Annotated in this window: 22 protein-coding genes and 1 riboswitch; of the genes, 14 read left to right on the top strand and 8 right to left on the bottom strand. The window is 69.1% G+C overall.

The features are described 5' to 3' along the window. Positions 1-35: 35 nt before the first annotated feature. From ribB to WS64_RS13885, 3 genes are all read right to left on the bottom strand, one after another. Positions 36-746: a 3,4-dihydroxy-2-butanone-4-phosphate synthase gene (gene ribB, locus WS64_RS13895; protein WP_012329192.1), complete on the bottom strand. Its 711-nt coding sequence runs from the start codon at positions 744-746 to the stop codon at positions 36-38. 118 nt (positions 747-864) lie between these two features. Further along, a riboswitch (FMN riboswitch) is annotated at positions 865-1014 on the bottom strand. 192 nt (positions 1015-1206) lie between these two features. Then, a complete protein-coding gene (locus tag WS64_RS13890; RefSeq protein ID WP_059578678.1) occupies positions 1207-1893 on the bottom strand; it encodes a helix-turn-helix domain-containing protein in 687 nt (228 codons plus the stop codon). Between the two features lie 217 nt (positions 1894-2110). Then, complete coding sequence (locus WS64_RS13885; RefSeq protein ID WP_060966972.1) at positions 2111-3286, bottom strand: MFS transporter; 1176 nt, start codon at positions 3284-3286, stop codon at positions 2111-2113. Positions 3287-3433: 147 nt separating this feature from the next. On the opposite strand from WS64_RS13885, the gene WS64_RS13880 reads away from it, so the two are divergent. From WS64_RS13880 to lnt, 8 genes are all read left to right on the top strand, one after another. After that, the gene (locus tag WS64_RS13880) at positions 3434-4366 is read left to right on the top strand and encodes a LysR family transcriptional regulator (RefSeq protein ID WP_059578680.1); all 933 of its coding nucleotides are present in this window, start codon (positions 3434-3436) and stop codon (positions 4364-4366) included. 223 nt (positions 4367-4589) lie between these two features. Next, a complete protein-coding gene (miaB, locus tag WS64_RS13875; protein WP_059578683.1) occupies positions 4590-5963 on the top strand; it encodes a tRNA (N6-isopentenyl adenosine(37)-C2)-methylthiotransferase MiaB in 1374 nt (457 codons plus the stop codon). A 33-nt stretch (positions 5964-5996) separates the two neighbouring features. Then, entirely contained in the window at positions 5997-7043 is a 1047-nt protein-coding gene (locus WS64_RS13870; protein ID WP_059578685.1) for a PhoH family protein, read from the top strand. A gap of 149 nt (positions 7044-7192) precedes the next feature. Further along, positions 7193-7969 carry an rRNA maturation RNase YbeY gene (gene ybeY, locus WS64_RS13865; protein WP_060966686.1) on the top strand — a complete coding sequence of 259 codons (777 nt, stop codon included), beginning with the start codon at positions 7193-7195 and terminating at the stop codon, positions 7967-7969. A gap of 12 nt (positions 7970-7981) precedes the next feature. After that, entirely contained in the window at positions 7982-8614 is a 633-nt protein-coding gene (locus WS64_RS13860; protein ID WP_060966685.1) for a gamma-glutamylcyclotransferase, read from the top strand. A 41-nt stretch (positions 8615-8655) separates the two neighbouring features. Then, the gene (locus WS64_RS34900) at positions 8656-8805 is read left to right on the top strand and encodes a hypothetical protein (protein WP_167351617.1); all 150 of its coding nucleotides are present in this window, start codon (positions 8656-8658) and stop codon (positions 8803-8805) included. 276 nt (positions 8806-9081) lie between these two features. Further along, positions 9082-9969, top strand: a complete 888-nt coding sequence (locus tag WS64_RS13855; RefSeq protein ID WP_060966684.1) for an HlyC/CorC family transporter — start codon at positions 9082-9084, stop codon at positions 9967-9969. Between the two features lie 52 nt (positions 9970-10021). Continuing rightward, a complete protein-coding gene (gene lnt / locus WS64_RS13850; protein WP_060966683.1) occupies positions 10022-11725 on the top strand; it encodes an apolipoprotein N-acyltransferase in 1704 nt (567 codons plus the stop codon). 57 nt (positions 11726-11782) lie between these two features. On the opposite strand, the gene WS64_RS13845 is transcribed toward lnt, so the two are convergent. Next, positions 11783-13438, bottom strand: coding sequence for a hypothetical protein (locus WS64_RS13845; protein WP_060966971.1), 1656 nt, complete (start codon positions 13436-13438; stop codon positions 11783-11785). A gap of 287 nt (positions 13439-13725) precedes the next feature. On the opposite strand from WS64_RS13845, the gene glyQ reads away from it, so the two are divergent. From glyQ to WS64_RS13820, 5 genes are read left to right on the top strand one after another with little or no spacing between them, the layout of a single operon-like run. Further along, on the top strand, positions 13726-14730 hold the full coding sequence (glyQ, locus tag WS64_RS13840; RefSeq protein WP_006477868.1) for a glycine--tRNA ligase subunit alpha: 1005 nt from the start codon (positions 13726-13728) through the stop codon (positions 14728-14730). A gap of 22 nt (positions 14731-14752) precedes the next feature. Next, entirely contained in the window at positions 14753-16852 is a 2100-nt protein-coding gene (gene glyS / locus WS64_RS13835; protein ID WP_059642974.1) for a glycine--tRNA ligase subunit beta, read from the top strand. A 10-nt stretch (positions 16853-16862) separates the two neighbouring features. Continuing rightward, positions 16863-17426, top strand: a complete 564-nt coding sequence (gmhB, locus tag WS64_RS13830; RefSeq protein ID WP_060966682.1) for a D-glycero-beta-D-manno-heptose 1,7-bisphosphate 7-phosphatase — start codon at positions 16863-16865, stop codon at positions 17424-17426. A gap of 43 nt (positions 17427-17469) precedes the next feature. Next, entirely contained in the window at positions 17470-18234 is a 765-nt protein-coding gene (locus WS64_RS13825; protein ID WP_059578704.1) for a lysophospholipid acyltransferase family protein, read from the top strand. A gap of 45 nt (positions 18235-18279) precedes the next feature. Next, positions 18280-19170 carry a M48 family metallopeptidase gene (locus WS64_RS13820; RefSeq protein WP_060966681.1) on the top strand — a complete coding sequence of 297 codons (891 nt, stop codon included), beginning with the start codon at positions 18280-18282 and terminating at the stop codon, positions 19168-19170. A gap of 108 nt (positions 19171-19278) precedes the next feature. Here WS64_RS13820 and gloA read toward each other — a convergent pair whose 3' ends face one another. Beyond that, positions 19279-19662 carry a lactoylglutathione lyase gene (gene gloA / locus WS64_RS13815; protein WP_059578709.1) on the bottom strand — a complete coding sequence of 128 codons (384 nt, stop codon included), beginning with the start codon at positions 19660-19662 and terminating at the stop codon, positions 19279-19281. A 350-nt stretch (positions 19663-20012) separates the two neighbouring features. Between gloA and WS64_RS13810 the strand changes: the two genes are divergently transcribed. Then, positions 20013-20948 carry a DMT family transporter gene (locus WS64_RS13810; RefSeq protein ID WP_060966680.1) on the top strand — a complete coding sequence of 312 codons (936 nt, stop codon included), beginning with the start codon at positions 20013-20015 and terminating at the stop codon, positions 20946-20948. A gap of 94 nt (positions 20949-21042) precedes the next feature. Here WS64_RS13810 and rsmA read toward each other — a convergent pair whose 3' ends face one another. The 3 genes from rsmA to WS64_RS13795 are packed head-to-tail and all read right to left on the bottom strand — an operon-like array spanning position 21043 to position 24277. Continuing rightward, positions 21043-21870: a 16S rRNA (adenine(1518)-N(6)/adenine(1519)-N(6))-dimethyltransferase RsmA gene (rsmA, locus tag WS64_RS13805; protein ID WP_034201387.1), complete on the bottom strand. Its 828-nt coding sequence runs from the start codon at positions 21868-21870 to the stop codon at positions 21043-21045. A gap of 47 nt (positions 21871-21917) precedes the next feature. Beyond that, on the bottom strand, positions 21918-22907 hold the full coding sequence (gene pdxA / locus WS64_RS13800) for a 4-hydroxythreonine-4-phosphate dehydrogenase PdxA (protein ID WP_059642958.1): 990 nt from the start codon (positions 22905-22907) through the stop codon (positions 21918-21920). Positions 22908-22918: 11 nt separating this feature from the next. Then, positions 22919-24277, bottom strand: coding sequence for a peptidylprolyl isomerase (locus tag WS64_RS13795; protein WP_059642955.1), 1359 nt, complete (start codon positions 24275-24277; stop codon positions 22919-22921). Positions 24278-24298: the final 21 nt, after the last annotated feature.

The raw sequence follows: 24298 nt of genomic DNA, 5'->3' as shown, positions 1-24298 counted from the left end.
CACGGGCGCGCGAACGCGCCCGCGTTTCCTTCCGCTCAGGCCGGCTCGCAGCAGCGTTCGCGCGCGGCGGCCAGCGCCTCGCGGAACGCGACGAGTTCCGCGATCGTCAGCATCGGCAGCCCGTGCCGTTGCGCGAAGCGCTCGACATCGTCGCCGCGCGTCATCGTGCCGTCCGGATTCATCAGCTCGCACAGCACGCCGGCCGGCTTCAGGCCCGCGAGGATCGACAGATCGACCGTACCTTCGGTGTGACCGCGGCGCGCGAGCACGCCGCCCGGTTGCGCACGCAACGGAAACACGTGGCCGGGGCGCACGATGTCGTGCGGCTTCGCGCCGTCGGCGATCGCCGCGCGGATCGTCGTCACGCGGTCGGCCGCCGACACGCCGGTATGCACGCCTTCGCGCGCCTCGATCGACACGGTGAACGCGGTGCCGTTGCGGCTTTCGTTGGTCTGCACCATCGGCGGCAGTTCCAGCGCACGCACCGTGTCGTCGGTCAGGCACAGGCACACGATGCCGCTGCACTCGCGAATCAGCAGCGCCATCGTCTCGGGCGTGATGCGCTCGGCGGCGACGATCAGGTCGGCCTCGTTCTCGCGGTCGTGGTCGTCCTGCAGCACGACCGCGCGGCCCGCGCGCATCGCGTCGAGCGCGGCGGCGATGCGCGGCGGCACCGGTTCGGAATCCAGCAGAGGGAGATCGGCAAAGGCGTCGGCAGGCGCCGACGAAACGGACATCAAGGACATGTGAAACGCTCCTCGCAAAGACGATTTGGGCGAAAAACGTTTCAGGGCATTGCAAACAGACAGAACGACAACCCGCTTCGCACGCACGGCGAAGCGGCCCTGACGGACATGACTATCTGCACATCTTCTCTCATCCGGACTGTGACCGTCGGCTCTGGCATTCGACCAGATCTGCTGACCCCGCGCGAAATGCGCGGGCGCTCGCGGGCTCGCCGGCTTACGCCAGCCTACCGCCGGTGGGGAATTTCGCCCCGCCCTGAAGACGCACTGATTGCCGGACGGGAACGCCCCGTGACCGGCGGGCCAAGCATACAACAGCCGCACACGACGCGCAGCGAATGACCGGTAAAACCTTACTGACGACCCCGTCTAACGGCATCGTCCGAACGGCCGACGCGCGCACGCGGCGCCTCCCGCGAAAACCGGGAACCGCAGCGCTCGCGCCGCGCGGCCCGCGCGATCAGTTGGCGGCCGCGTGCGCCGCGTCGGGCACGAGCCAGCGCGGCGGCACCTCGGGGCTCACCGTCACGCGGAACGCACGCGCTTCGCTGTCGCCCGGGTTGCGCAGGCTGTACGGCTGATCGGCGTCGAACACGATCGCGTCGCCGGTCGCCAGCAACTGGCGGCGATCATGCACGCTGACTTCGAGCGTGCCCTCGCTGACGACGAGATTGACCGTCGTGCCCGGTGCGCGGCGTGCGCCGGGCTCCGTATGCAGCGGCGCGATCCGCAGCTCGTGGAATTCGGCCGCGGCCGGCTCGCCTTCCGGATACAGCGCACGTGCCGAGAAGCGGCCGTTCGAGCTGACGACGCGCGACGCGCGCTCGGCCGCCAGGTGCTCGAAACCGTTCACCGCATGGCGCCGCAGGAACGCGGCGACCGACACTTTCAGCGCCGCGGCGATCTTGCAGAGCACCTTGATCGACGGCACGCTGCGCGCCGATTCGATCTGCGCGAGCATCGCCCGCGACACGCCGGACAGCCGCGCGAGCGCATCGAGCGACAGTTGCCGCTCGGCGCGCAAGCGCGCGAGGTTCACGCCGACGACCTGCTCGAGCGCGTCGAGCGATGCGGACGCGCGCAGGTCGGCGCCATTGCCGGACTCGAAGGAAGACACGTCGCGCACGAGCGCCAGGGATGAAGACATAGCATTGCCTCCGGGCCGCCGCGCGGCCCTGCGTAGGGGGTAAGCCGGAATCGGAATCGGGTTGCGCCGGTCGTGGCGCGTATCGAAACGCTATCACCCGGCCTTGCACGGGCAAACGAAGTTATCTTCACACCGTTATCAGCATCGCGGAGGAATGCGTTTCTCGCGAACCTTTTCCTGCCGCTATGGCGTCGCGCTCGGCGCGCCGTGGCGGCGTTCACTGCGCCGCCGGCGCCGCGCCCCGCGCCGGGCCGCGCGCGTCGAGCCGCATCGCGAGCCACGTGACGACCAGCGCCGCGAACGTCACCGCGACCGCGACCCACGGCAGCGCATCGAGCGCGAAGCCGTGCTCCAGCGCGAGGCCGCCGAGCCACGCGCCGCCCGCATTGCCGACGTTGAACGCGCCGATGTTCAGCGTCGACGCGAGATGCGGCGCGCTCGCGGCCTTTTCGACCACGCGCGCCTGCAGCGGCGGCACCGTCGCGAACGCGGCGATCCCCCAGACGAACACGGTGACGGCGGCCGCGACCGGCAGGTGGCTCGTCTTCGCGAACACGGCCATCACGGCCATCAGCGCGACGAGGATCGCGATCAGCGACGGCATCAGCGCGCGGTCGGCGAGCTTGCCGCCGATCGTGTTGCCGATCGTCAGCCCCGCGCCGAACAGCACGAGGATCAGCGCGACCGCGCGCGGCGAGTAGCCCGACACGGCCTCGAGGATCGGCGCGATGTACGTGAACACGACGAACACGCCGCCGAAGCCGAGCACGGTCATCAGCAGCGCGAGCCACACCTGCGGCTCCTTCAGCACGCGCACTTCGTGGCCGAGGCCGACCGGCCCGCTGTCGTGACGGTTCGGCACCAGCGCGGCCACGCCGCCGAGCGCGAGCACGCCGAGCGCGGCGACGATCCAGAACGACGCGCGCCAGCCGAGCAGTTGGCCGACGAACGTGCCGAACGGCACGCCGAGCACGTTCGACAGCGTGAGCCCGGTGAACATCAGCGCGATCGCGCTCGCGCGCTTGTCGGCCGGCACGAGCGACGCGGCGACCACCGCGCCGATGCCGAAGAATGACCCGTGCGCGAACGACGTGACGACGCGCGCGACCATCAGCATCGCGTAGCCGGACGCCGTCGCGCACAGCACGTTGCCGACGATGAAGATCGCCATCAGCAGTTGCAGCGCGGCCTTGCGCGGCATGCGGCTCGTCAGCACCGCGAGCAGCGGCGCGCCGACCGCGACGCCGAGTGCGTAGCCGGTGACGAGCAGGCCGGCCGACGGCAGCGACACGGCGAGGTCGTGCGCGACTTCGGGCAGCAGGCCCATGATGATGAATTCGGTGGTGCCGATGGCGAAGGCGCTGATCGCGAGCGCCAGGAGCGGAATGGGCATGACGTTCTCCGGAAGGCGGCGGCCGCGGCGCCGGTTCGGTGCCGCACCGCACAAGAAAGCGGGATGTGCGCGCATTGTCCCGAAGACGCCTATATTTGATAATTGGCGTGGCATTTGAATCATTTTCAAATATTTCTGGAAAATCGCATGGACCGACTGGGCGACATCCGGCTGTTCGTCGAGGCGGCGGAGCTGGGCAGCCTGTCCGCCGCCGGGCGCAAGCTGAACCTCACGCCGGCCGCCGCGAGCGCGCGCCTCGCGAAGCTCGAGGCGAAGATCGCGACGCGGCTGTTCGAACGCTCGACGCGGCAATTGCGGCTCACCGACGAAGGCAAGCTGTACCTGAACTGCTGCCGTCAGGCGCTGCAGGCGCTCGACGACGCGGACGCGATGCTGCAGGAAGGCCGCAACGTCGTGAGCGGCAAGGTGCGGCTGTCGTCGACGTCCGATTTCGGCCGCAATCAGTTGCTCGACTGGCTCGACGAATTCACGACGCAACATCCCGACGTCACGTTCTCGCTGACGGCGTCCGATTCGTCGTCGAACCTGTGGCAGGACGAGATCGATCTCGCGATCCGCTTCGCCGCGCCGCCCGACGGCGCGCTGATCGCCCGCCGGCTCGCGACCAACCGGCGGGTGCTGTGCGCGGCGCCGTCGTTCATCGAACGCCACGGCGTCCCGGCCGATCCGCACGATCTGGCCCGCTTTCCGTGCAACGTGATCACGATCGCGTCCGGCCCGATGAACACCTGGCACTTCACGCGCGGCGACGAAGTGCAGGTTCACACGGTGCCCGTGTCGACCGCGTTCGAGACCAACGACGGCGGGCTCACGCGCGAATGGACGCTGCGCGGCCACGGCATCGCGCTGAAATCGCTGTGGGACATCGCCGACGACGTCCGCGCGGGCCGGCTGCGCGTGCTGCTCCCCGACTGGCGGCACCAGGACGCACCGCTGCACGCGATCTACCACAGCAAGCGCTACATGGCGCCGCGCGTGCGCGTGCTGCTCGACTTTCTCGCCGAACGCTTCGCGCGCGAGGAAGCCGCGCTCGACGACCTGCTGAACGCGTGCCGCTGACGGTCGGCCGGCCGTCGTCGCCGTCATCGAGGGGTCGGAACCCGGAAGCCGGCGTCGCATACCCGCAACCGGCCGCCCATCCGCCGCGGCATGAAAAGCTATAATGGAAGGCTTTCCCGACGGCCTTTCCTCCCGGCTACGCGCGATTCGCGTGCCGCGCACCGCCGTCCCGACTCACCCTTGACGACGCCCCCAGGTCAACCACTGCGAACGGCGAATCCCCATGACCAAGAAAGTTTACGTAAAGACCTTCGGCTGCCAGATGAACGAGTACGACTCGGACAAGATGGTGGACGTGCTCAACGCGGCCGAAGGCCTCGAAAAGACCGACACGCCGGAAGACGCGGACATCATCCTGTTCAACACGTGCTCAGTGCGCGAGAAGGCGCAGGAAAAAGTGTTCTCCGATCTCGGCCGCGTGCGCGAGCTGAAGGAAGCGAAGCCGGGCCTGCTGATCGGCGTCGGCGGCTGCGTCGCGAGCCAGGAAGGCGCGTCGATCGTGTCGCGCGCGCCGTACGTCGACCTCGTGTTCGGCCCGCAAACCCTGCACCGCCTGCCGCAGATGATCGACGCGCGCCGCGAGAGCGGCCGCGCGCAGGTCGACATCACGTTCCCCGAAATCGAGAAGTTCGACCACCTGCCGCCCGCGCGCGTCGAGGGGCCGAGCGCGTTCGTGTCGATCATGGAAGGCTGCTCGAAGTACTGCAGCTACTGCGTGGTGCCGTACACGCGCGGCGATGAAGTGTCGCGCCCGCTCGACGACGTGCTGACCGAAGTGGCCGGCCTCGCCGACCAGGGCGTGCGCGAAGTCACGCTGCTCGGTCAGAACGTGAACGCCTATCGCGGCGCACTGACGGCCGGCTCGTCGGAAATCGCCGATTTCGCGACGCTGATCGAATACGTCGCCGACATCCCCGGCATCGAGCGGATCCGCTACACGACGTCGCATCCGAAGGAATTCACGCAGCGCCTGATCGACACGTACGCGAAGGTGCCGAAGCTCGTGAGCCACCTGCACCTGCCGGTCCAGCACGGTTCCGACCGCATCCTGATGGCGATGAAGCGCGGCTACACGGTGCTCGAATACAAGTCGGTGATCCGCAAGCTGCGCGCGATCCGCCCCGACCTGTCGCTGTCGACCGACATGATCGTCGGCTTCCCCGGCGAGACCGAGGAGGATTTCGACAAGATGATGGCGCTCGTGCACGACATGCGCTACGACACGAGCTTCTCGTTCATCTACAGCCCGCGCCCCGGCACGCCGGCCGCGAACCTCGCCGACGACACGCCGCGCGAGGTCAAGCTCAAACGCCTGCAACATCTGCAGGCGACGATCGAGGAAAACGTCGCGCGCATCAGCCAGTCGATGGTCGGGAAGGTCGAGCGGATCCTCGTCGAGGGCCCGTCGCGCAAGGACCCGAACGAGCTCGCGGGCCGCACCGAGAACAACCGGGTCGTGAATTTCCCGGCGCCGCTCGCATCGCACCCGCGCCTGATCGGCCAGATGATCGACGTGAAGATCAACCATGCGTACCCGCACTCGCTGCGCGGCGAGCTCGTGCTCGTCAGCGACGACGCGAGCACGGCCACCCACTGACCGACCGACGCCCGACAGGAGCCCGACGCTACTTTGAAGACCGTCCAAGCACTGGAATTCACCGCCCCGCGCGACGACAACGCGCGCCTCGCCAACCTCTGCGGCCCGCTCGACGAAAACCTGCGGCAGATCGAACAGGCGCTCGACGTGACGCTCGCGCGGCGCGGCCACCGGATCACGATTCGCGGGCGCGGCGCCAAGCTCGCGCTCGCCGCGCTCGAAAACTTCTACAACCGCGCGCGCGATCCGCTGTCGGTCGACGACATCCAGCTCGCGCTGGTCGAAGTGCGCCACACGGCCGGCAACGGCCGCCAGGACACGCTCGACGTGCGCTTTCGCGGCGATCCCGACCATCCGTTCGACGAACCGGTCGTGCAGCTCGACGCCAGCGAGCCGGACGAAGAGCCGGGGCCGAAGCTCTACACGCGGCGCGCCGACCTGCGCGGCCGCACGCCGGCCCAGCGCGAATACCTGAAGCAGATCCTGCAGCACGACGTGACGTTCGGCATCGGGCCGGCCGGCACCGGCAAGACCTACCTCGCGGTCGCATGCGCGGTCGACGCGCTCGAGCGCGACCAGGTCAAGCGGATCGTGCTGACGCGCCCGGCCGTCGAGGCCGGCGAGCGGCTCGGCTTCCTGCCCGGCGATCTCGCGCAGAAGGTCGACCCGTACCTGCGGCCGCTGTACGACGCGCTGTACGACCTGCTCGGCTTCGACAAGACGGCCAAGATGTTCGAGCGCCAGATGATCGAGATCGCGCCGCTCGCGTACATGCGCGGCCGCACGCTGAACCACGCGTTCATCATCCTCGACGAGGCGCAGAACACGACGCCCGAGCAGATGAAGATGTTCCTCACGCGGATCGGCTTCGGCTCGAAGGCGGTCGTGACCGGCGACACGAGCCAGGTCGACCTGCCGCGCGGCCACAAGAGCGGCCTCGTCGAGGCGCAGCAGGTGCTCGGCGGCGTGCGCGGCATCGCGCTCACGCGCTTCACGAGCGCCGACGTGGTGCGCCACCCGCTCGTCGCGCGCATCGTCGAGGCGTACGACGAATTCCACGCGCAGCATCAGGACGGCTGAGCGGCGGCGGCCGCGTGCCGCCCCCGGCCTCCCGGCCCGGCCCGCCCGACGGCGCGCCGGGCTTTTTTTGCCCGTGCGCGGCCCGGCCGAATTCGGGCGCGATCGGCCATTTGGTGTATCCTCGACGCGTCCCAATCGCCTCACGCGTCATGAAATCCTCCCGTTCCCGCAAGTCCGGTCGCGCCCAGTCCGTCGCGTCCGAATCCCCCCGCCTTTCGCTGTTCGACGCGAAGGGCAAGGCCCGGACCGTCAACGCGCAAGGGCTGCGGATCGACTTCCCGGACGGCCGCAGCCTGATGTTCGACCTGTCGGGCAGCTCGGGCGACGCGGCTGTCGCGATCGTCGCGCAGCACACCGACCCGGCGATGCGCGCGAAGCTCGCGCTGCAGCCCGAGCACTACGACAGCGTGACGCTGCACGTCGGCGCCGAATTCGCGCCGCGCGAGGACGACCCCGAAGACGAGCCGCGCGCGCTGGAACTCGACTTGTCCGTCCAGTACGGCGACGAGATCACGAGCGACGTGCGCAAGACGCTGCCCAAGCGCAAGCTGATCGCCGAATGGCTCGAGCCGGCGCTGTTCGCGAGCGCGCAGCTCACCGTGCGCTTCGTCGGCGAAAACGAAGGCCGTACGCTGAACGCCGGCTACCGCCACAAGGACTATCCGACCAACGTGCTGACCTTCGCGTACGACCCGGCGCCCGACGGCACCGTGATCGGCGACCTCGTGCTGTGCTGCCCGGTCGTCGAGAAGGAAGCGCACGAGCAAGGCAAGCCGCTCGCGGCCCATTACGCGCACCTGCTGGTGCACGGCGCGCTGCACGCGCAGGGCTACGACCACGAGACGAGCGACGAGGACGCGGCCGAAATGGAAGCGCTCGAAGTCGACATCCTCGCGAAACTGGGTTTCCCGAACCCGTACCGGTAAGCCGTCCGCACGATGCGTCACGCCGCGATGCTGCCGCCCGCCTACCCGCCGTCGATCGGCGAAGGCCGTCTGCTGACCGAAGAGGAGCTCGCGGCATCGCTCGCGCACACGATGCGCGACTGGGACGGCCGGCAGGATCTCTGGCTGTTCGGCTATGGCTCGCTGATCTGGAACCCCGGGCTGCCGACCGTCGCCGCCGTGCGCGGCAAGGTGCACGGCTACCATCGCGGGCTCTACCTGTGGTCGCGCGTGAACCGCGGCACGCCCGAACGGCCGGGCCTCGTGCTCGCGCTCGATCGCGGCGGCTCGTGCTCGGGCATCGCGTTCCGGCTTTCCGGCCCGACCGCGCAGCCGCATCTCGAGACATTGTGGAAACGCGAGATGCCGATGGGCTCGTACCGGCCCGCGTGGCTGCCGTGCTCGCTCGAGACCGGCGAACGCGTGAACGCGCTCGCGTTCGTGATGCGCCGCGACGCACCGACCTATACGGGCAAGCTGACCGACGCCGTCGTGAAGGAAGTGTTCGGCTGCGCGGCCGGCCGCTACGGCACGACGCTCGACTACGTGAGCCGCACGGTCGACGCGCTGCGGGCGAGCGGCATCCCCGACCGCGCGCTGGAAGGGTTGCTGGCGCGATGCCGGTGATCCGACACCGCGCCGCGCGCACCCGCACGAGGACACCGCCAATGAAACCGTCACACTGGTCGCGTTGCAGGATCGCCGTGCTGCTCGTCGCCGCGAGCGTCGCGCTGTCCGGCTGCGGGATACTCGGCTGCGGCGGCGCCGCGACCAACGGCGCGGCCGCCGGCGGCTGCTCGGCCGGCATGCGGTTCTGAGCGGCGCGCCGGCGGCGCCCGCCTGCGGCAGAATGCCGCCGTCCGGCCGCGCCGCCCGTCCCGCCACCGTTTTTTGGCCGCCGCGCCCCGCCGCTCCTTTCTGCGATAGGATGGACCCGACGACGACGTCGCGCCCGGCGCGGCCGTCCGCGAGCGGGGCCCGCGCGAGCCGCCCGCCCTGGCCGTGCGGCCGGGGTGACACGGTCGCGTCGTGCCCTTGGTGTATCCTTGCCTACTCCGTGACCGCGCGCCCCGGCATGACCCGGGCGCACCACCATGAACGATTCGTATCCCAGTCGTAAGCCAACCGACAAACCGCAAGAAAAGCGCTCGCTGCTCGAGCGCCTGACCGACTTCATCTCGCCCGAGCCCGAATCCCGCGGCGAGCTGCTGGAAATCCTCCAGGACGCCCACGAACGCAACCTGATCGACGCCGATTCGCTGTCGATGATCGAAGGCGTGTTCCAGGTGTCCGATCTGTGCGCGCGCGACATCATGGTGCCGCGCGCGCAGATGGACGCGATCAACATCGCCGACAAACCCGAGGATTTCATCCCGTTCGTCCTCGAAAAGGCGCACTCGCGCTACCCGGTGTACGAGGAGAACCGCGACAACGTGATCGGCGTGCTGCTCGCGAAGGATCTGCTGCGCTTCTACGCCGAGGAGGAGTTCGACGTGCGCGGGATGCTGCGCCCGGCCGTGTTCATTCCGGAATCGAAGCGCCTGAACGTGCTGCTGCACGACTTCCGCGTGAACCGCAACCACCTGGCGATCGTCGTCGACGAATACGGCGGCGTCGCGGGCCTGATCACGATCGAGGACGTGCTCGAACAGATCGTCGGCGACATCGAGGACGAATACGACTTCGACGAGGAAGCCGGCAACATCATCGCGGGGCCGGACGGCCGCTACCGCGTGCGCGCGCTGACCGAGATCGAACAGTTCAACGAGACGTTCGGCACCGATTTCCCCGACGACGAGGTCGACACGATCGGCGGGCTGATTACCCATCATTTCGGCCGCGTGCCGCACCGCGGCGAGAAGCTGCAGCTCGGCAACCTCGTGTTCGAAATCCAGCGCGGCGATGCGCGCCAGGTTCATGTGCTGCTGGTGCGCCGCAACCCGCTCACCAGCCGTCGCGCCGAAACCTCGCACGAAGACTGACCGCTCCGCGCCAGCCGCGCTTCCTTCAACCGCTCGCCCACTTCCGCTTCACATGGACGATCCGATCCCGTCCCGCCCGGCTGGCGGCCTTCTCGCGCCGGCCCCCGGCTGCGCGCTGCCGCGCTGGCACTATCCGGCCGCGCTGCTCGCCGGCGCGGCCAATACCCTCACCTTCGCGCCCACGCCGCATGGCGGCTGGCTGCAGCTCGTCGTATTCGTCTGGTTTTTCGCGCAACTGACGCGCACGTCGAGCTGGCGCGGCGCCGCGCTCACCGGCGGCGCGTTCGGCTTCGGCAACTTCATCACCGGCGTCTGGTGGCTCTACATCAGCATGCACGTGTACGGCGAGATGGCCGCGCCGCTCGCCGGCGGCGCGCTCGTGCTGTTCTCGCTGTACCTGGCGCTGTATCCGGCGTTCTCGGCCGGGCTGTGGTCGTTCTGCGCGGGCCATGCGTGGCACCGCCGCGAGCCCGACCCGCGGCCGTTCTCGCCGACCTGGCACGGCGCGTTTGCGTTCGCCAGCGCGTGGGCGCTCGGCGAATGGCTGCGCGGCACCGTGTTCACCGGCTTTCCGTGGCTCGGCAGCGGCTATCCGCAGGTCGACGGCCCGTTCGCGGGCTTCGCGCCGGTGGTCGGCGTGTACGGGATCGCGTGGGTGCTCGCGCTGTTCGCCGCGCTGGTCGTGCAGGCGCTCGCCGCCGCGCGCCCGTCGCCGGTGCGTGACGGCGCAGCCGGCGCATCGGGCGGCAACGCCCGCGTGCGCATCGCCGCGCCGGCCGGCATCGCGCTCGCGCTCGTCGCGGCCGGCCTCGGGCTGTCGCAGGTCACGTGGACCGTGCCCGCGAATGCGCCGCTCACCGTGCGGCTGCTGCAGGGCAACGTGAAGCAGGACATCAAGTTCGAGCAGGAAGGCATCGACGCGGCGATCAAGATGTACCAGCAGATGATCGTCGAGAAGCCGGCCGACCTGATCGTCACGCCCGAGACCGCGATCGCGGTGATGATCCAGGAACTGCCCGAGCCGTTCGCCGCCGCGATCCGCAAGTTCAGCGACACGACCGGTTCGGCCGTGCTGTTCGGCGCGGTCGGCGCGTCGGTGACCGAGGACGGCCACTACGTCGACTACACGAACAGCCTGTACGGCGTGACGCCGAATTCGCGCGACATCTATCACTACGACAAGCATCACCTCGTGCCCTTCGGCGAGTTCATTCCGTGGGGCTTCCGGTGGTTCGTCAACCTGATGAAGATGCCGCTCGGCGACTTCGCGCGCGGCGCGCCGGTGCAGAAGCCGTTCCTCGTGCACAACCAGCCGGTGATGGCCGATATCTGCTACGAGGACTTGTTCGGCGAGGAAATCGCCGCGACGATCCGCGACAACCCGCAGCCGCCCGGCGTGCTCGTCAACGTGACGAACCTCGCGTGGTTCGGCGACACGATCGCGCTCGACCAGCATCTGCAGATCGCGCGGATGCGCTCGCTCGAAACGGGCCGGCCGATGCTGCGCTCGACCAACACCGGGATGACGGCCGCGATCGACGCGCACGGCCGCGTGCTCGGCCAGTTGAAGCCGTTCACGATCGGCTCGCTCGACGTGCGGATCGAAGGCACGAGCGGCTTCACGCCGTACGTGACGAGCGGCAACAACATCGTGCTCGCGGTGTCGTTCGTGCTGCTCGCGTTCGGCTTCACGTTCGGGCCCGGGCTGCGCCGCCGCAACGGCCGGCAGCAGCACGGCGGCGACGAAGCGGCATGACGCAACGGGCCGCTGTCGCGCACGGCGGCGGCCCGTGACCGCGAACCGGCCGGCCGTTCAGGCCTGCCGGGACGATCGATCCGATTGCGCCGGCTGCGCGGCGAGGCCCCGCAGGTCGCGACTCACGTCCTCCATCACCGGCGCCCACGCGCCGAACGTCGGCTGCCGGTACAACGTCGCGGTCGGATACCACGGGCTGTCCCGACGATCGAGCAGCCACGGCCAGTGCGGATTCACGTCGAGCAGCACCCAGGTGCGCGCGCCGAGTGCGCCGGCCAGGTGCGCGACCGACGTGCACACGGTGATCACGAGATCCAGCGCGCCGATGAATGCGGCCGTATCGTCGAAGCTCTTCAATTCGTCGGTGTAGTCTTCGATCGCGAAACCGGCCGCGCGCGCGGCGGCGACGTCCGCGTCCGCCCCCGGCTGCAGCGAATAAAACGTGACGCCGTCGATGCCGCGAAACGCGTCGGCGTAGCGTTCGAGCCCGACGCGCCGGAACGGATTGCGCTGGTGGCCCGCGCTGCCCGTCCACACGAGCCCGACCTTCAGCCGGCCGTCGCCCGCGAGCCGCGCGCGCCATGCGTCGCGGGCGCCCGGCTCGGCCCGCAGGTACGGCACCGACGCCGCGAGCGTCGACGCCTCCATGCCGAGCATCAGCGGCACGCCGATCAGCGGCACTTCGTAATCGAACGCCGGCAGCGCGTCGACGCCGCCGCCCGCGCCGAACACGTCCGCATGCGCGCCGAGGCTGCGCTGCATCAGCGCGCCGAGCGCCGGAAACGTATTCCACGCGAGCCGGCCGCCTTCGCGATGCACGCGTTCGGCGAGCGGCACGACGAAGCGGCAGAACTGCAGCACGTCGCCGAGCCCCTGCTCGCCCCACACCAGCAGCGTCTTGCCGGCAAGCGGCTCGCCCTGCCAGCGCGGGCCCGGCAGCGCCGGCCGGCGGCCGCGCAACTCGCCCGCGCCGTCCCAGCGCGCCTCGTGGCCGCGCCAGCCGGCCGCGTAGTTGCCGCGCACGAGCTGGATGATCGCGAGATTGAAGCGGAACGACGCGTCGTCGGGCGCGAGCTCGCACGCGCGCGCCGCATGGCGCTCGGCGTCGTCCCAGCGCTGCGCCTCCTTCATCGCCATCGCGACGTTGTTCATCGCGAGCGCGTTGTCGGGTGCGAGATCGGCGAGCCGCGCGGCGCTCGCGAGCGCACCATCCAGGTCGTGCATCGCGATCCGCGCGACGACGAGGTTGATCCATGCCTGCACGTCGTGCGGATCGTGCTTCACGGCCGCGTCGAGCAGCGCGATCTCTTCCGCGCGGTCGCCGCCCGACAGCCGCAGCGCGATCGCGAGGTTGTTGCGCAGCGACGGCCAGCCGGCGTCGATGGCGAGCGCCGCGCGGTACGGCGCGACCGCCTGCGCGTGATGGCCGGCCATCTGCAGCACGTAGCCGTGGTTGAAGTGCGTGGCAGCGCCCGGCTGCACGCGCGCCGCGCATTCGGCGAGCGCGAGCGCGTCGGCCGGGCGCTGCCGGGCAACGAGCGCGGTCGTGAGCCGCACCAGCGAGTCGGCATCGACCGCATGCAGATGGGCGGCGGCGGCCAGCCAAAGATCGTGCGCGGGGCGCTCGCCGCGCGCCTGCGCGTCGGCGGCCTGCCCGAGCAGCGCGAGGAACGGCGGAAGCAGCGGAATCAGAATGTCGGTCGGTTCGTTCATGCAATCGGCATCGGCGAGCGGGTGACGCGGCGCGCATCGCACGCGCCGCAATACGCGCATCTTAACGCTCGCGCGAGGCGCCGCGGCCCGCGCGCGTGCGCACCGGTGCGCGGGCCGCCGGAACGGTGCGGCGATGCCCGCATCCGGCTTCCGGCCGCATCCGCTCGCCGATCCGGTAAAATTACGCGTTTCTGCACACTAACAAGCCGCGCCGCCGCGCGAGCCGACCCTCCGGGCCCGCCCGGAGCGCCGTCCGCAACGGAGCGCCAGCGCCACGAAGGCTCTTCATGCTTACGTTTCAGCAAATCATCCTGACGCTGCAGTCCTACTGGGACAAGCAGGGTTGCGCCCTGCTCCAGCCCATCGACATGGAAGTCGGCGCGGGTACGTCGCACGTCCACACGTTCCTGCGCGCGGTCGGCCCCGAGCCGTGGCGCGCCGCGTACGTGCAGCCGTCGCGCCGCCCGAAGGACGGCCGCTACGGCGAAAATCCGAACCGCCTGCAGCACTACTACCAGTACCAGGTCGTGCTCAAGCCGGCGCCGGAAAACATCCTCGACCTGTACCTCGGCTCGCTCGAGGCGCTCGGCTTCGACCTGAAGCAGAACGACGTGCGCTTCGTCGAGGACGACTGGGAAAACCCGACGCTCGGCGCGTGGGGCCTCGGCTGGGAAGTGTGGCTGAACGGGATGGAAGTCACGCAGTTCACGTATTTCCAGGAAGTCGGCGGCCTCGAATGCAAGCCGGTGCTCGGCGAGATCACGTACGGCCTCGAGCGCCTGGCGATGTACCTGCAGAAGGTCGAGAACGTGTACGACCTCGTGTGGACCGAGTGGGAAGAGCAAGGCCCGAACGGCCCCGAGCTGCGCCGCCTGTCGTATGGCGACGTGTACCACCAGAACGAGGTCGAGCAGTCGACCTACAACTTCGAGCATGCGAACGTCGACCTGCTGTTCACGTTCTTCAACAGCTACGAAGCGGAAGCGAAGAAGATGATCGACGCGCAGCTCGCACTGCCCGCGTACGAGCTCGTGCTGAAAGCCGGCCACACGTTCAACCTGCTCGACGCGCGCGGCGCGATCTCGGTCACCGAGCGGGCAGCGTACATCGGCCGCATCCGCGCGCTGTCGCGTCTCGTCGCGCAGGCTTACTACGACTCGCGCGAGAAGCTCGGCTTCCCGATGCTCGGCAACCCGCCGGGCGTGCCGGGCCTCACCACCGACGCCCAGGATGCCGCGCAGCCGGCATGGGCGCCGCCGCTCAAGGTCGAACGCAAGATCGATCAGGACTGACGAGACGAGATTTATTCCAGACATGACGCACAATCATCCCGCCCCCCTGCTCGTCGAACTGCTGACCGAAGAGCTGCCGCCGAAGGCCCTCGCACGCCTCGGCGACGCATTCGCCGAAGGTATCGCACAACGCCTCGCCGCGCGCGACCTCGTCGAAGGCGAACTCGTGTTCGAACGCTACGCGACGCCGCGCCGCCTCGCCGTCGTCGTGCAGAACGTACGCGCCGTCGCGCCCGACAGACAGGTCCGCGAAAAGGTCCTGCCCGTGTCGGTCGCGCTCGACGCGCAAGGCAAGCCGACCGCCCCGCTCGCGAAGAAGCTCGCGGCGCTCGGCCACCCGAATCTGTCGATCGCCGATCTCGAGCGCGCGCAGGACGGCAAGGCCGAAGCGTTCTTCATCAACTACTCGGCGGCCGGCGCCACGCTCGCCGACGGCCTGCAGGCCGCGCTCGACGAAGCGCTCGCGAAGCTGCCGATCCCGAAATTCATGACGTACCAGCGCCCGGACGGCACGGACGTGAAGTTCGTGCGCCCGGTGCACCGCCTGACGGTGCTGCACGACGACCGCGTGGTGCCCGTCACCGCGTTCGGCGTCGATGCCGGCGACACCACGCTCGGCCACCGCTTCCTGTCCGACGGCCTCGTCGCGATCCAGCATGCGCGCGCGTACGCCGACACGCTGCGCGACAAGGGCCGCGTGATCGCGCACTTCGCCGATCGTCGCGAAACGATCCGCACGCAGCTGAACGAACATGCGAACGGCGACACGGTCGTGATGCCCGAATCGCTGCTCGACGAAGTGACGTCGCTGGTCGAATGGCCGGTCGTCTACCCGTGCCGCTTCGAGGACGAATTCCTGCAGGTGCCGCAGGAATGCCTGATCCTCACGATGCAGACGAACCAGAAGTATTTCGCGCTGACCGACGTCGCCGGCAAGCTGCGCTCGCGCTTCCTGATCGTGTCGAACATCGAGACGAAGACACCGGGCGAGATCGTCGAAGGCAACGAGCGCGTCGTGCGCCCGCGCCTCGCCGACGCGAAGTTCTTCTTCGAGCAGGACAAGAAGAAGCCGCTCGCCGATCGCGTGCCGCAGCTCGCGAACGTCGTCTATCACAACAAGCTCGGTTCGGCGCTCGCACGCGTCGAGCGCCTCGAGGCGCTGGCGGGCGAGATCGCCCCGGCGATCGGCGCCGATCCCGCGCACGCGAAGCGCGCCGCGCGCCTCGCGAAGGCCGACCTGCTGACCGACATGGTCGGCGAGTTCCCGGAACTGCAAGGCACGATGGGCACGTACTACGCGCGCCACGACGGCGAGGCCGACGACGTCGCGCTCGCGTGCGCCGAGCACTACCAGCCGCGCTTTTCCGGCGACGCGCTGCCGACCACGCCGGTGTCGACCGCCGTCGCGCTCGCCGACAAGCTCGAAACGATCGTCGGCATCTGGGGCATCGGCCTCGCGCCGACCGGCGAGAAGGATCCGTTCGCGCTGCGCCGCCACGCGCTCGGCGTGCTGCGCCTGCTGCTCGAGAAGCAGTTGCCGCTCGATCTCGTGTCGCTGCTGCGCACGGCCCATGCACGCTTCGACGGCGTGCCGGGCGTCGCCGAATCGACCGACGCGATCTTCGCGTTCTTCATGGATCGCCTGCGCGGCCTGCTGCGCGAGCGCGGCTATTCGGCAGGCGAAATCGACGCGGTGCTGAGCCTGAACCCGACGCGCATCGACGATCTCGTCGCGCGCCTCGACGCGGTGCGCGAATTCACGCGCCTCGCGGAAGCGGAAGCGCTCGCGGCCGCGAACAAGCGGATCTCGAACATCCTGAAGAAGTCGGAAGGCGGCGCGAACGGCGCGGTGCAGCCGACGCTGCTCGTCGAGGCCGCGGAAAAGGCGCTGCACGAACAGCTCGCGGCCGTCACGCCGCACGTGCAGTCGCAGCTCGAGGCGCGCGCGTACACGGGCGCGCTGTCGGCGCTCGCCGCGCTGCGCGCGCCGGTCGACACGTTCTTCAACGACGTGATGGTCAACGCGGACGATCCGGCGCTGCGCGCGAACCGTCTCGCGCTGCTGTCCGCGCTGCACCAGCAGATGAACTGCGTCGCCGACATCTCGAAGCTCGCCGCATAAGGGCCGCACGATGCCGATCAGCCCCAACCGAAAGCTCGTCGTCCTCGACCGGGACGGCGTGATCAACGTCGATTCGGATGCGTTCATCAAGACGCCCGACGAATGGATCGCGCTGCCCGGCAGCTTCGAGGCGATCGCCCGGCTCAACCACGCGGGCTACCGCGTGGTCGTCGCGACCAACCAGTCCGGCATCGGTCGTGGGCTGTTCGACATGGCCGCGCTCAACGAGATGCACCTGAAGATGCATCGCGCGGCGGCTGCGGTCGGCGCGCGCATCGACGCGGTGTTCTTCTGCCCGCACACGGCCGAGGATCACTGCGACTGCCGCAAGCCGAAGCCCGGCATGATGCAGATGATCGCCGAGCGCTTCGAGATCGATCCCGATCACACGCCGGTCGTCGGCGATTCGCTGCGCGACCTGCTCGCCGGCGTCGAGGTCGGCTTCCAGCCGCACCTCGTGCTGACCGGCAAGGGCAAGAAGACGCTCGCCGCGGGCAACCTGCCGCCCGGCACGAAGGTGCACGACGACCTGCGCGCGTTCGCGCTCGATTTTCTTTCACACGAACACGAGTGATGCGGCTGCCGCGCGCATCCTCCCCAACGCCAGACTCACGCCGATGCGCTTCGTTCGCTCCCTGCTGCTGCTGATCTACTTCATCCTGTACACGGTGCCGTACGCCACCGCGTGCTTCATCGCGTTCCCGTTCATGCGCCCCGACGCGCGCTACTGGATGGCGGCCGGCTGGTGCAAGTCGACGCTGTGGGTCGTGCGCTGGCTGAACGGCATCCGCTACCGGATCGAAGGGATGGAGAACCTGCCCGACGGCCCGGCCGTGCTGCTGTCGAAGCATCAATCCGCGTGGGAGACGCTCGCGTTTCCCGCGCTGATGCCCAAGCCGCTCTGCTACGTGTTCAAGCGCGAGCTGCTGTACGTGCCGTTCTTCGGCTGGGCGCTCGGGCTGCTGCACATGGTCAACATCAACCGCAAGGAAGGCAAGAACGCGTTCAATTCGGTGATCCGCCAGGGCAAGAAGCGCCTGTCGGAAGGCGCATGGATGATCATGTTCCCCGAAGGCACGCGCACGCCGGTCGGCAAGCAGGGCAAGTACAAGACGGGCGGCGCGCGCTTCGCGATCGAAACCGGCACGCCGGTCGTGCCGATCGCGCACAATGCAGGTCGTGTGTGGCCGCGCAACTCGTTCACGAAATTCCCGGGCGTCGTCACCGTGTCGATCGGCAAGCCGATTCCGGTCGAAGGCAAGACGCCCGACGTATTGAACTCGCAGGTCGAAGCCTGGATCGAAGCGGAAATGCGCCGCATCGATCCCGATGCGTATCGTCAGGCGGGCAACGCCGGCACACGCGATGCCGCGCGCGCCTGACGCCCCGGATTGCAGCCGTTGCGTACGACAAAAAGAAGCGAACTGATGAAACAGCGTCCGCGGCCACGGCCTGCCGTCGTGGCCCTCGATCATCGCCAGATGGACCTGCCGCTCTTCGACGGGCCGGCCGCGCCGCCGTCGGCGCCCGCCGCCCCGCCGGCGCCGCCCGACATCGCCGCCCCTGCCGCGCCGCTCGATCCCGGTCCGGCGCCCGATCGCTCGCGCGTGCGCACGTTCGCGCTCGACAGCCGCGTGCTCGAATACCGGCTCAAGCGCTCGGCGCGCCGCACGATCGGCTTCACGATCGACGGCAGCGGGCTGTCGATCACCGCGCCGCGCTGGGTCACGCTCGCCGACATCGAGGCGGCGATCGCCGAGAAGCAGCGCTGGATCTTCGCGAAGCTCGCGGAATGGAAGACGCGCACCGAGCAGCGCGCGCTGCCGCAGATCGACTGGCGTGACGGCGCGCAACTGCCGTATCTGGGCAAGACGGTGACGATCGCGCTCGGCGCGGGCGCCGTCGCGTTCGATGCCGATGCGCAGCGGCTGTCGCTGCCGCTGCCCGTGCAGGCCGACATGCAGCAGATCAAGGATCGCGTGCAGGGCTGGCTGCAGGGCGAAGCGAAACGCATCTTCGGCGAACGCCTCGCGGTCTATGCGGAAAAGCTCGGCGTCACGTATTCGATGTATGCGCTGTCGTCGGCCGCGACGCGTTGGGGCAGTTGCTCGAGCGACGGCAAGATCCGCCTGAACTGGCGGCTGATTCATTTTCCGATGTCGATCATCGACTACGTCGTCGCGCACGAGCTGTCGCACCTGCGCGAGATGAACCACAGCCCGGCCTTCTGGCAGACCGTCGAATCGATCTTCCCCGAGTTCCGCGAAGCGCGGCACACGCTCAAGCATCACCCGCCCGAGCTGCTGCCGTCGCTCTGACGCGCACGGCTTCGCCGCCAACGAAAAAGGGCGATGCGGATTACCCCGCATCGCCCTTTTTCGTTGGCGCGGCGCACATCGCACGCCGCGGCCCGGTTCATCCGGCGCTTACTTCTTCTGGATGAACTCGATCTTGTAGCCGTCCGGATCCTCGACGAACGCGATCACGGTCGTGCCGTGCTTCATCGGGCCCGCCTCGCGCGTGACCTTGCCGCCTTGCGCCTTGATCTTCTCGCAGGCCGCGTACGCATCGTCGACCGCCACCGCCAGATGGCCGAAGCCATTGCCGAGATCGTAGGACGGCGTGTCCCAGTTGTGGGTCAGCTCGATCACGGTGCCCGTGCGCTCGTCTTCGTAGCCGACGAACGCGAGCGTGAACTTGCCTTCCGGATAGTCCTCGCGACGCAGCAGCTTCATGCCGAGCAATTCGGTGTAGAACTTGATCGAGCGGTCGAGATCGCCGACTCGCAGCATCGTATGCAGCAAACGCATGTGTTGTACTCCTGTGGGGACTTTCCAGAACCGGAAATTCTACCGGAGTCGGGTGAATCGCGCCGGGGACGGCCGGCCGGCGCGCGCCCGGGCGGTGCAGCGGTTGAGCCGCACGAGCACGAGCGAGCGCCGCGGCGGGAAACAGCACGATCCGACTCACCCGGCCACCGCGTCGATCGGGTAACATCCTTCCACTTCGCACCAAAATCGGGCACGCATGCCACCGCCCGACCGCGACCACCCACTCTTCCGTACCGCCACCCTGCCGTGCGAAACCGCCCATCCGAGCGCACCGGACGCGCCGCCCGCCTCACCTCGCCGCCACCGCACCGGACCCGCGAGGCACGTCGATGAGCCCGCTTGCCGCCGCCCCCGTGCGCCGCGCACTCGATACGCACGCCGTCGGCCTGATGCTGCTGCTGTGCGCGATCTGGGGCTTCCAGCAGGTCGCGATCAAGAGCACGAACGCCGCGATCGCGCCGATGTTCCAGGCCGGGCTGCGCTCGGCGATCGCCACGCTGCTGCTGTGGGGCTGGGCCCGCACGCGCGGCACGCCGCTGTTCCAGGCGGACGGCACGTTCGGCGCGGGCCTCGCGGCCGGTGCGCTGTTCGCCGGCGAATTCGTCTGCGTGTTCTTCGGGCTGACGCTGACGAGCGCGTCGCACATGGCGATCTTCCTGTACACGGCGCCGTGCTTCACCGCGCTCGGCCTGCACCTGTTCGCACCGGGCGAGCGGCTGCAGCGCACGCAATGGGCCGGCGTGGGCATCGCATTCGCCGGCATCGCACTCGCGTTCGCGGACGGCTTCCTGAAGCCGCGCGCGCCCGGCGCGTCCGTGCTGGCCGGGCTCGCCGGCGACGCGCTCGGGATCCTCGGCGGCGCGATGTGGGCCGCGACGACGGTCGTCGTACGCTCGACGGCGCTCGCGCGGGCCAGCGCGAGCAAGACGCTGTTCTATCAGCTCGCGGTATCGGCGGTCGTGCTGGTCGCGCTCGCCGCGCTGTTCGGCCAGATGTCGTTCGCGCACGTGACGCCGATTGCGGTGGCGAGCCTCGCCTACCAGTCGGTGATCGTCGCGTTCGTCAGCTATCTGTCGTGGTTCTGGCTGCTGACGCGCTACAGCGCGTCCCGGCTGTCCGTCTTCACGTTCCTGTCGCCGCTGTTCGGCGTCGCGTTCGGCGTGCTGCTGCTCGGTGAATCCGTCGGCTGGCGCTTCATGTCCGCGGCCGCGCTCGTGCTGACCGGCATCGCGCTCGTCAACGCGCCGCCGCGCCGGCGGGCGTGACGACCGGACCGGCGCAAGAAGACGCGCGGGCAATAAAAAAGCTGCCCGTCGGGCAGCCTCGTCGATACAGCCGGTGAGCGGCTCGCGCCACGCATCATCCGGCCTTGCGCACCGCCGCCAGCGCCTGCGCGACGCCGACGTATTCGGCCACGCTCACGTCCTCCGCGCGGCGCGCGAGATCGAAGCCGAGCGCATCGAAATCGATCGTCTCGCGGTAGTCGCCGAGCGTATTGCGCAGCATCTTGCGGCGCTGCGAGAACGCGGCGGTGACGATTTCGCCGAGCAGCACGGGATCGACGTCCGGCAGTTCGTGCGGCTCGTACGGAATCATCCGCACGATCGCCGAATCGACCTTCGGCGGCGGCTGGAACGATTCCGGCGGCACGTCGAGCATCTTCTCCATCACGTAACGGTACTGCAGCATCACCGACAGCCGCGAAAACGCCTTCGTGCCCGGCTCCGCGACCATCCGCTCGACGACTTCGTTCTGCAGCATGAAATGCTGGTCGATGACCGCATCGGCGAACGTCATCAGGTGAAACAGCAGCGGGCTGGAAATGTTGTACGGCAGGTTGCCGACGATCCGCAGCGACGGCTTGTCGCCGGGCGCCGCGAGTGAGCGGAAGTCGAACGCGAGCGCGTCGCCCGCGTGCAGTTCCAGCAGCGCGCCGAAGCGTTGCTGCAGGCGCCCGATCAGGTCGCGGTCGAGCTCGACCGCGTGCAGCGGCGACTCGGGCGTCGCGAGGCGCTCGATCAGCGGCTCGGTCAGCGCGCCGAGCCCGGGGCCGATCTCGACCATCCGCTGGCCGCGGGCGGGGCCGATCGTCGCGACGATCGAGTCGATCACGCCGTGATCGACGAGAAAGTTCTGCCCGAAGCGCTTGCGCGCGAAATGGCCTTGGTGCTGTCTGCTGTTCGACATCGACTCAGTAAAACGAAAAATACGACGAAAGGAGTAAGCCGGCGGCGTCAGGCTGCGCGGCGATGGCGCGCCATCGTGACGGCCGTATCGAGCGCGGCGATCATGCTGCCCGGATCCGCGCGGCCCGTGCCGGCCAGATCGAGCGCGGTGCCGTGATCGACCGACGTGCGGATGATCGGCAGCCCGAGCGTCACGTTGATGCCCTCGCCGAACGTCGCGTACTTCAGCACGGGCAGGCCCTGGTCGTGGAACATCGCCAGCACGCAATCGGCATCGGCCAGATGGCGCGGCTGGAACAGCGTGTCGGCCGGATACGGGCCGCGCGCGTCGATGCGTTGCGCGTTCGCGCGGGCCAGCGCCGGTTCGATCACGTCGATCTCCTCGCGGCCGAGATAACCGTTCTCGCCCGCGTGCGGGTTCAGGCCTGTCACGAGGATACGTGGCGCGGCGAGACCGAAATCGCGCCGCAGGTCGCGATCGATGATCGCGAGCGTCTCGACGAGCCCGTCGATCGTCAGCGCGGCCGATACGTCCTTCAGCGGCAGGTGCGTGGTCGCGAGCGCGACGCGCAGCGGCCGGTGGCCGGTGCCGGCCAGCATCATCACGACGCGCGGCGTATGCGTGCGTTCGGCCAGGTATTCGGTATGGCCGGTGAACGGCACGCCCGCGTCGTTGATCGTGCTTTTCTGCAGCGGCGCGGTGACGATCGCGTCGTACCGGCCCGCCAGCGCGCCGTCGATCGCCGCGTCGAGCAACCCAAGCACGTACCGCCCGTTCGCCGCGTCCAGCTTGCCCGCCTGCGCGGGCGCGGCCAGCGCGTGATGCGCGACCGACACCTGCGTGCCGCCGGCCAGCGTGGCCGGGTCGGCCCCGACCGCCGCCGCCCGCGCATCGAGCAGCGCCGCATCGCCGAGCACGGTGAAATGCGCGTCGGGCCAGCGCTGCGCGGCGTCACGCAGCGCCTGCACGGTCAGCTCCGGGCCGACCCCCGCGGGTTCGCCGGTCGTGATTGCGATCTGCAGCGCGGGCATGGTCATCCGATGCTCGCTCAGTTCGCCGGGCCGACGCCGCCGATCTTGTACTGCACGTACGACGAATCGCGCAGCTCGCGCAGCCAGTCGGCATACGCCTGTTCGGCCTTGCGCTGGCCGATCGCCTGGCGGGCGATGTCCATCTGCTGCTGCACCGACCCTTCCGCTTCACGGCGGCTCAGCACCTGGATCAGGTGGTAGCCGTACTCGGTGCGAATCGGCTGGCTGATCTGGCCGTCCTGCAGGCTGTTCATCGCGCGCTCGAATTCCGGCACGGTCTCGCCCGGGCTGATCCAGCCGAGATCGCCGCCCTGCGACGCCGAGCCGTCCTGCGAGTAGGTACGCGCGAACTTCGCGAAATCGCCGCCGGCCTCGACCTGGTTGCGGATGTCGCTCAATTGCTGGCGCGCCTGGCCTTCCGACTTGCCTTCGCCAACGCGCAGCAGGATGTGGCGCACGTGCGTCTGCACGATCTTCGGCGCCGCGGCGCTCGCGCCCTGGCTCTGGCGGCGGTCGACGAGACGCACGATCTCGAAGCCGTCCGGCACGCGGATCAGCGTCGGGTTGACCTGGCCCGGGCGCAGCTTCGACGCGGCGTCGACGACGTCGGCCGGCAGCGCGCTCGGCGACTTGAAGCCGAGATCGCCGCCCTTCTTCGCGTCGTTCGCTTCGGAGTTGTTCTTCGCGAGGCGCTCGAAATCGGCGCCCGACTTCGCCTGCTGCAGCAGCGCTTCGGCCTTCTTCTGCGCGGCTTCGATGTCGGCCTGCGGCGCGTTGGTGGGCGCCTTGATGAAGATGTGCTGGAAGCGCAGGTCCTGCTGCTGCGCCGCGTTCGGCCCGCGCTGGCTCGCGATGTAGTTCGCGACCTCGGCGTCCGACACCGTGATCTTGCCGTCGACTTCGCGCTCACGCAGCTTCGACAGCATCAGCTCGGTACGCGCATCGTTCGTGAAGATGCTCCACGGCACGCCTTGCGCCTCGAGACGCGCGCGGTACTGGTCGAGCGTCATCCCGTTCGCCTGCGCGAGACGCTGCAGCGTGGCCTGCACGGTCGCGTCGTCGATGCGGATCCCGTCGTCCTTGGCCTTTTGCACCTGGATACGCTCGAGCACCATCTGGTTCAGCACCTGCGCGCGCAACTGGTCGGCCGGCGGCACCGGCGCGTTCTGCTGCTGCAGCCGGCGCGCGATCAGGCCGACGCGCTGGTCGAGTTCGCGGCCGGTGATCACGTCGTTGTTGACGACCGCGACGACTTCGTCGGCGAGCTGCGCACCTTGCGAACCGAGCGCCTGCGCCGCAGCGGGCGCGGCGGCGAGCAGCGCGGCGGACGCGGCGAGGCTGGACACGACTGCCGCGAAACGAAGGGTTTTCTTCATTGCCACTGAAACTCCATTGAA

Origin of the sequence: Burkholderia anthina, assembly GCF_001547525.1 — a bacterium.
Lineage (GTDB): Bacteria > Pseudomonadota > Gammaproteobacteria > Burkholderiales > Burkholderiaceae > Burkholderia > Burkholderia semiarida.
Note: the sequence above shows the minus strand (reverse complement) of the source record. Positions and strands in the feature narration are given on the sequence as shown.

What these genes read in the sequence shown, in the direction of transcription:
- rsmA (WP_034201387.1), bottom strand. Translation starts at nt 21,870, where the DNA reads ATGTCGAACAGCAGACAGCACCAAGGCCATTTCGCGCGCAAGCGCTTC.
- WS64_RS13845 (WP_060966971.1), bottom strand. Translation starts at nt 13,438, where the DNA reads ATGAACGAACCGACCGACATTCTGATTCCGCTGCTTCCGCCGTTCCTC.
- WS64_RS13855 (WP_060966684.1), top strand. Translation starts at nt 9,082, where the DNA reads ATGAACGATTCGTATCCCAGTCGTAAGCCAACCGACAAACCGCAAGAA.
- WS64_RS13885 (WP_060966972.1), bottom strand. Translation starts at nt 3,286, where the DNA reads ATGCCCATTCCGCTCCTGGCGCTCGCGATCAGCGCCTTCGCCATCGGC.
- WS64_RS13880 (WP_059578680.1), top strand. Translation starts at nt 3,434, where the DNA reads ATGGACCGACTGGGCGACATCCGGCTGTTCGTCGAGGCGGCGGAGCTG.
- ribB (WP_012329192.1), bottom strand. Translation starts at nt 746, where the DNA reads ATGTCCTTGATGTCCGTTTCGTCGGCGCCTGCCGACGCCTTTGCCGAT.
- miaB (WP_059578683.1), top strand. Translation starts at nt 4,590, where the DNA reads ATGACCAAGAAAGTTTACGTAAAGACCTTCGGCTGCCAGATGAACGAG.
- WS64_RS13795 (WP_059642955.1), bottom strand. Translation starts at nt 24,277, where the DNA reads ATGAAGAAAACCCTTCGTTTCGCGGCAGTCGTGTCCAGCCTCGCCGCG.
- WS64_RS13820 (WP_060966681.1), top strand. Translation starts at nt 18,280, where the DNA reads ATGAAACAGCGTCCGCGGCCACGGCCTGCCGTCGTGGCCCTCGATCAT.
- WS64_RS13825 (WP_059578704.1), top strand. Translation starts at nt 17,470, where the DNA reads ATGCGCTTCGTTCGCTCCCTGCTGCTGCTGATCTACTTCATCCTGTAC.
- lnt (WP_060966683.1), top strand. Translation starts at nt 10,022, where the DNA reads ATGGACGATCCGATCCCGTCCCGCCCGGCTGGCGGCCTTCTCGCGCCG.
- WS64_RS13890 (WP_059578678.1), bottom strand. Translation starts at nt 1,893, where the DNA reads ATGTCTTCATCCCTGGCGCTCGTGCGCGACGTGTCTTCCTTCGAGTCC.
- ybeY (WP_060966686.1), top strand. Translation starts at nt 7,193, where the DNA reads ATGAAATCCTCCCGTTCCCGCAAGTCCGGTCGCGCCCAGTCCGTCGCG.
- gloA (WP_059578709.1), bottom strand. Translation starts at nt 19,662, where the DNA reads ATGCGTTTGCTGCATACGATGCTGCGAGTCGGCGATCTCGACCGCTCG.
- glyQ (WP_006477868.1), top strand. Translation starts at nt 13,726, where the DNA reads ATGCTTACGTTTCAGCAAATCATCCTGACGCTGCAGTCCTACTGGGAC.
- glyS (WP_059642974.1), top strand. Translation starts at nt 14,753, where the DNA reads ATGACGCACAATCATCCCGCCCCCCTGCTCGTCGAACTGCTGACCGAA.
- WS64_RS13810 (WP_060966680.1), top strand. Translation starts at nt 20,013, where the DNA reads ATGAGCCCGCTTGCCGCCGCCCCCGTGCGCCGCGCACTCGATACGCAC.
- pdxA (WP_059642958.1), bottom strand. Translation starts at nt 22,907, where the DNA reads ATGACCATGCCCGCGCTGCAGATCGCAATCACGACCGGCGAACCCGCG.
- WS64_RS13860 (WP_060966685.1), top strand. Translation starts at nt 7,982, where the DNA reads ATGCGTCACGCCGCGATGCTGCCGCCCGCCTACCCGCCGTCGATCGGC.
- gmhB (WP_060966682.1), top strand. Translation starts at nt 16,863, where the DNA reads ATGCCGATCAGCCCCAACCGAAAGCTCGTCGTCCTCGACCGGGACGGC.
- WS64_RS34900 (WP_167351617.1), top strand. Translation starts at nt 8,656, where the DNA reads ATGAAACCGTCACACTGGTCGCGTTGCAGGATCGCCGTGCTGCTCGTC.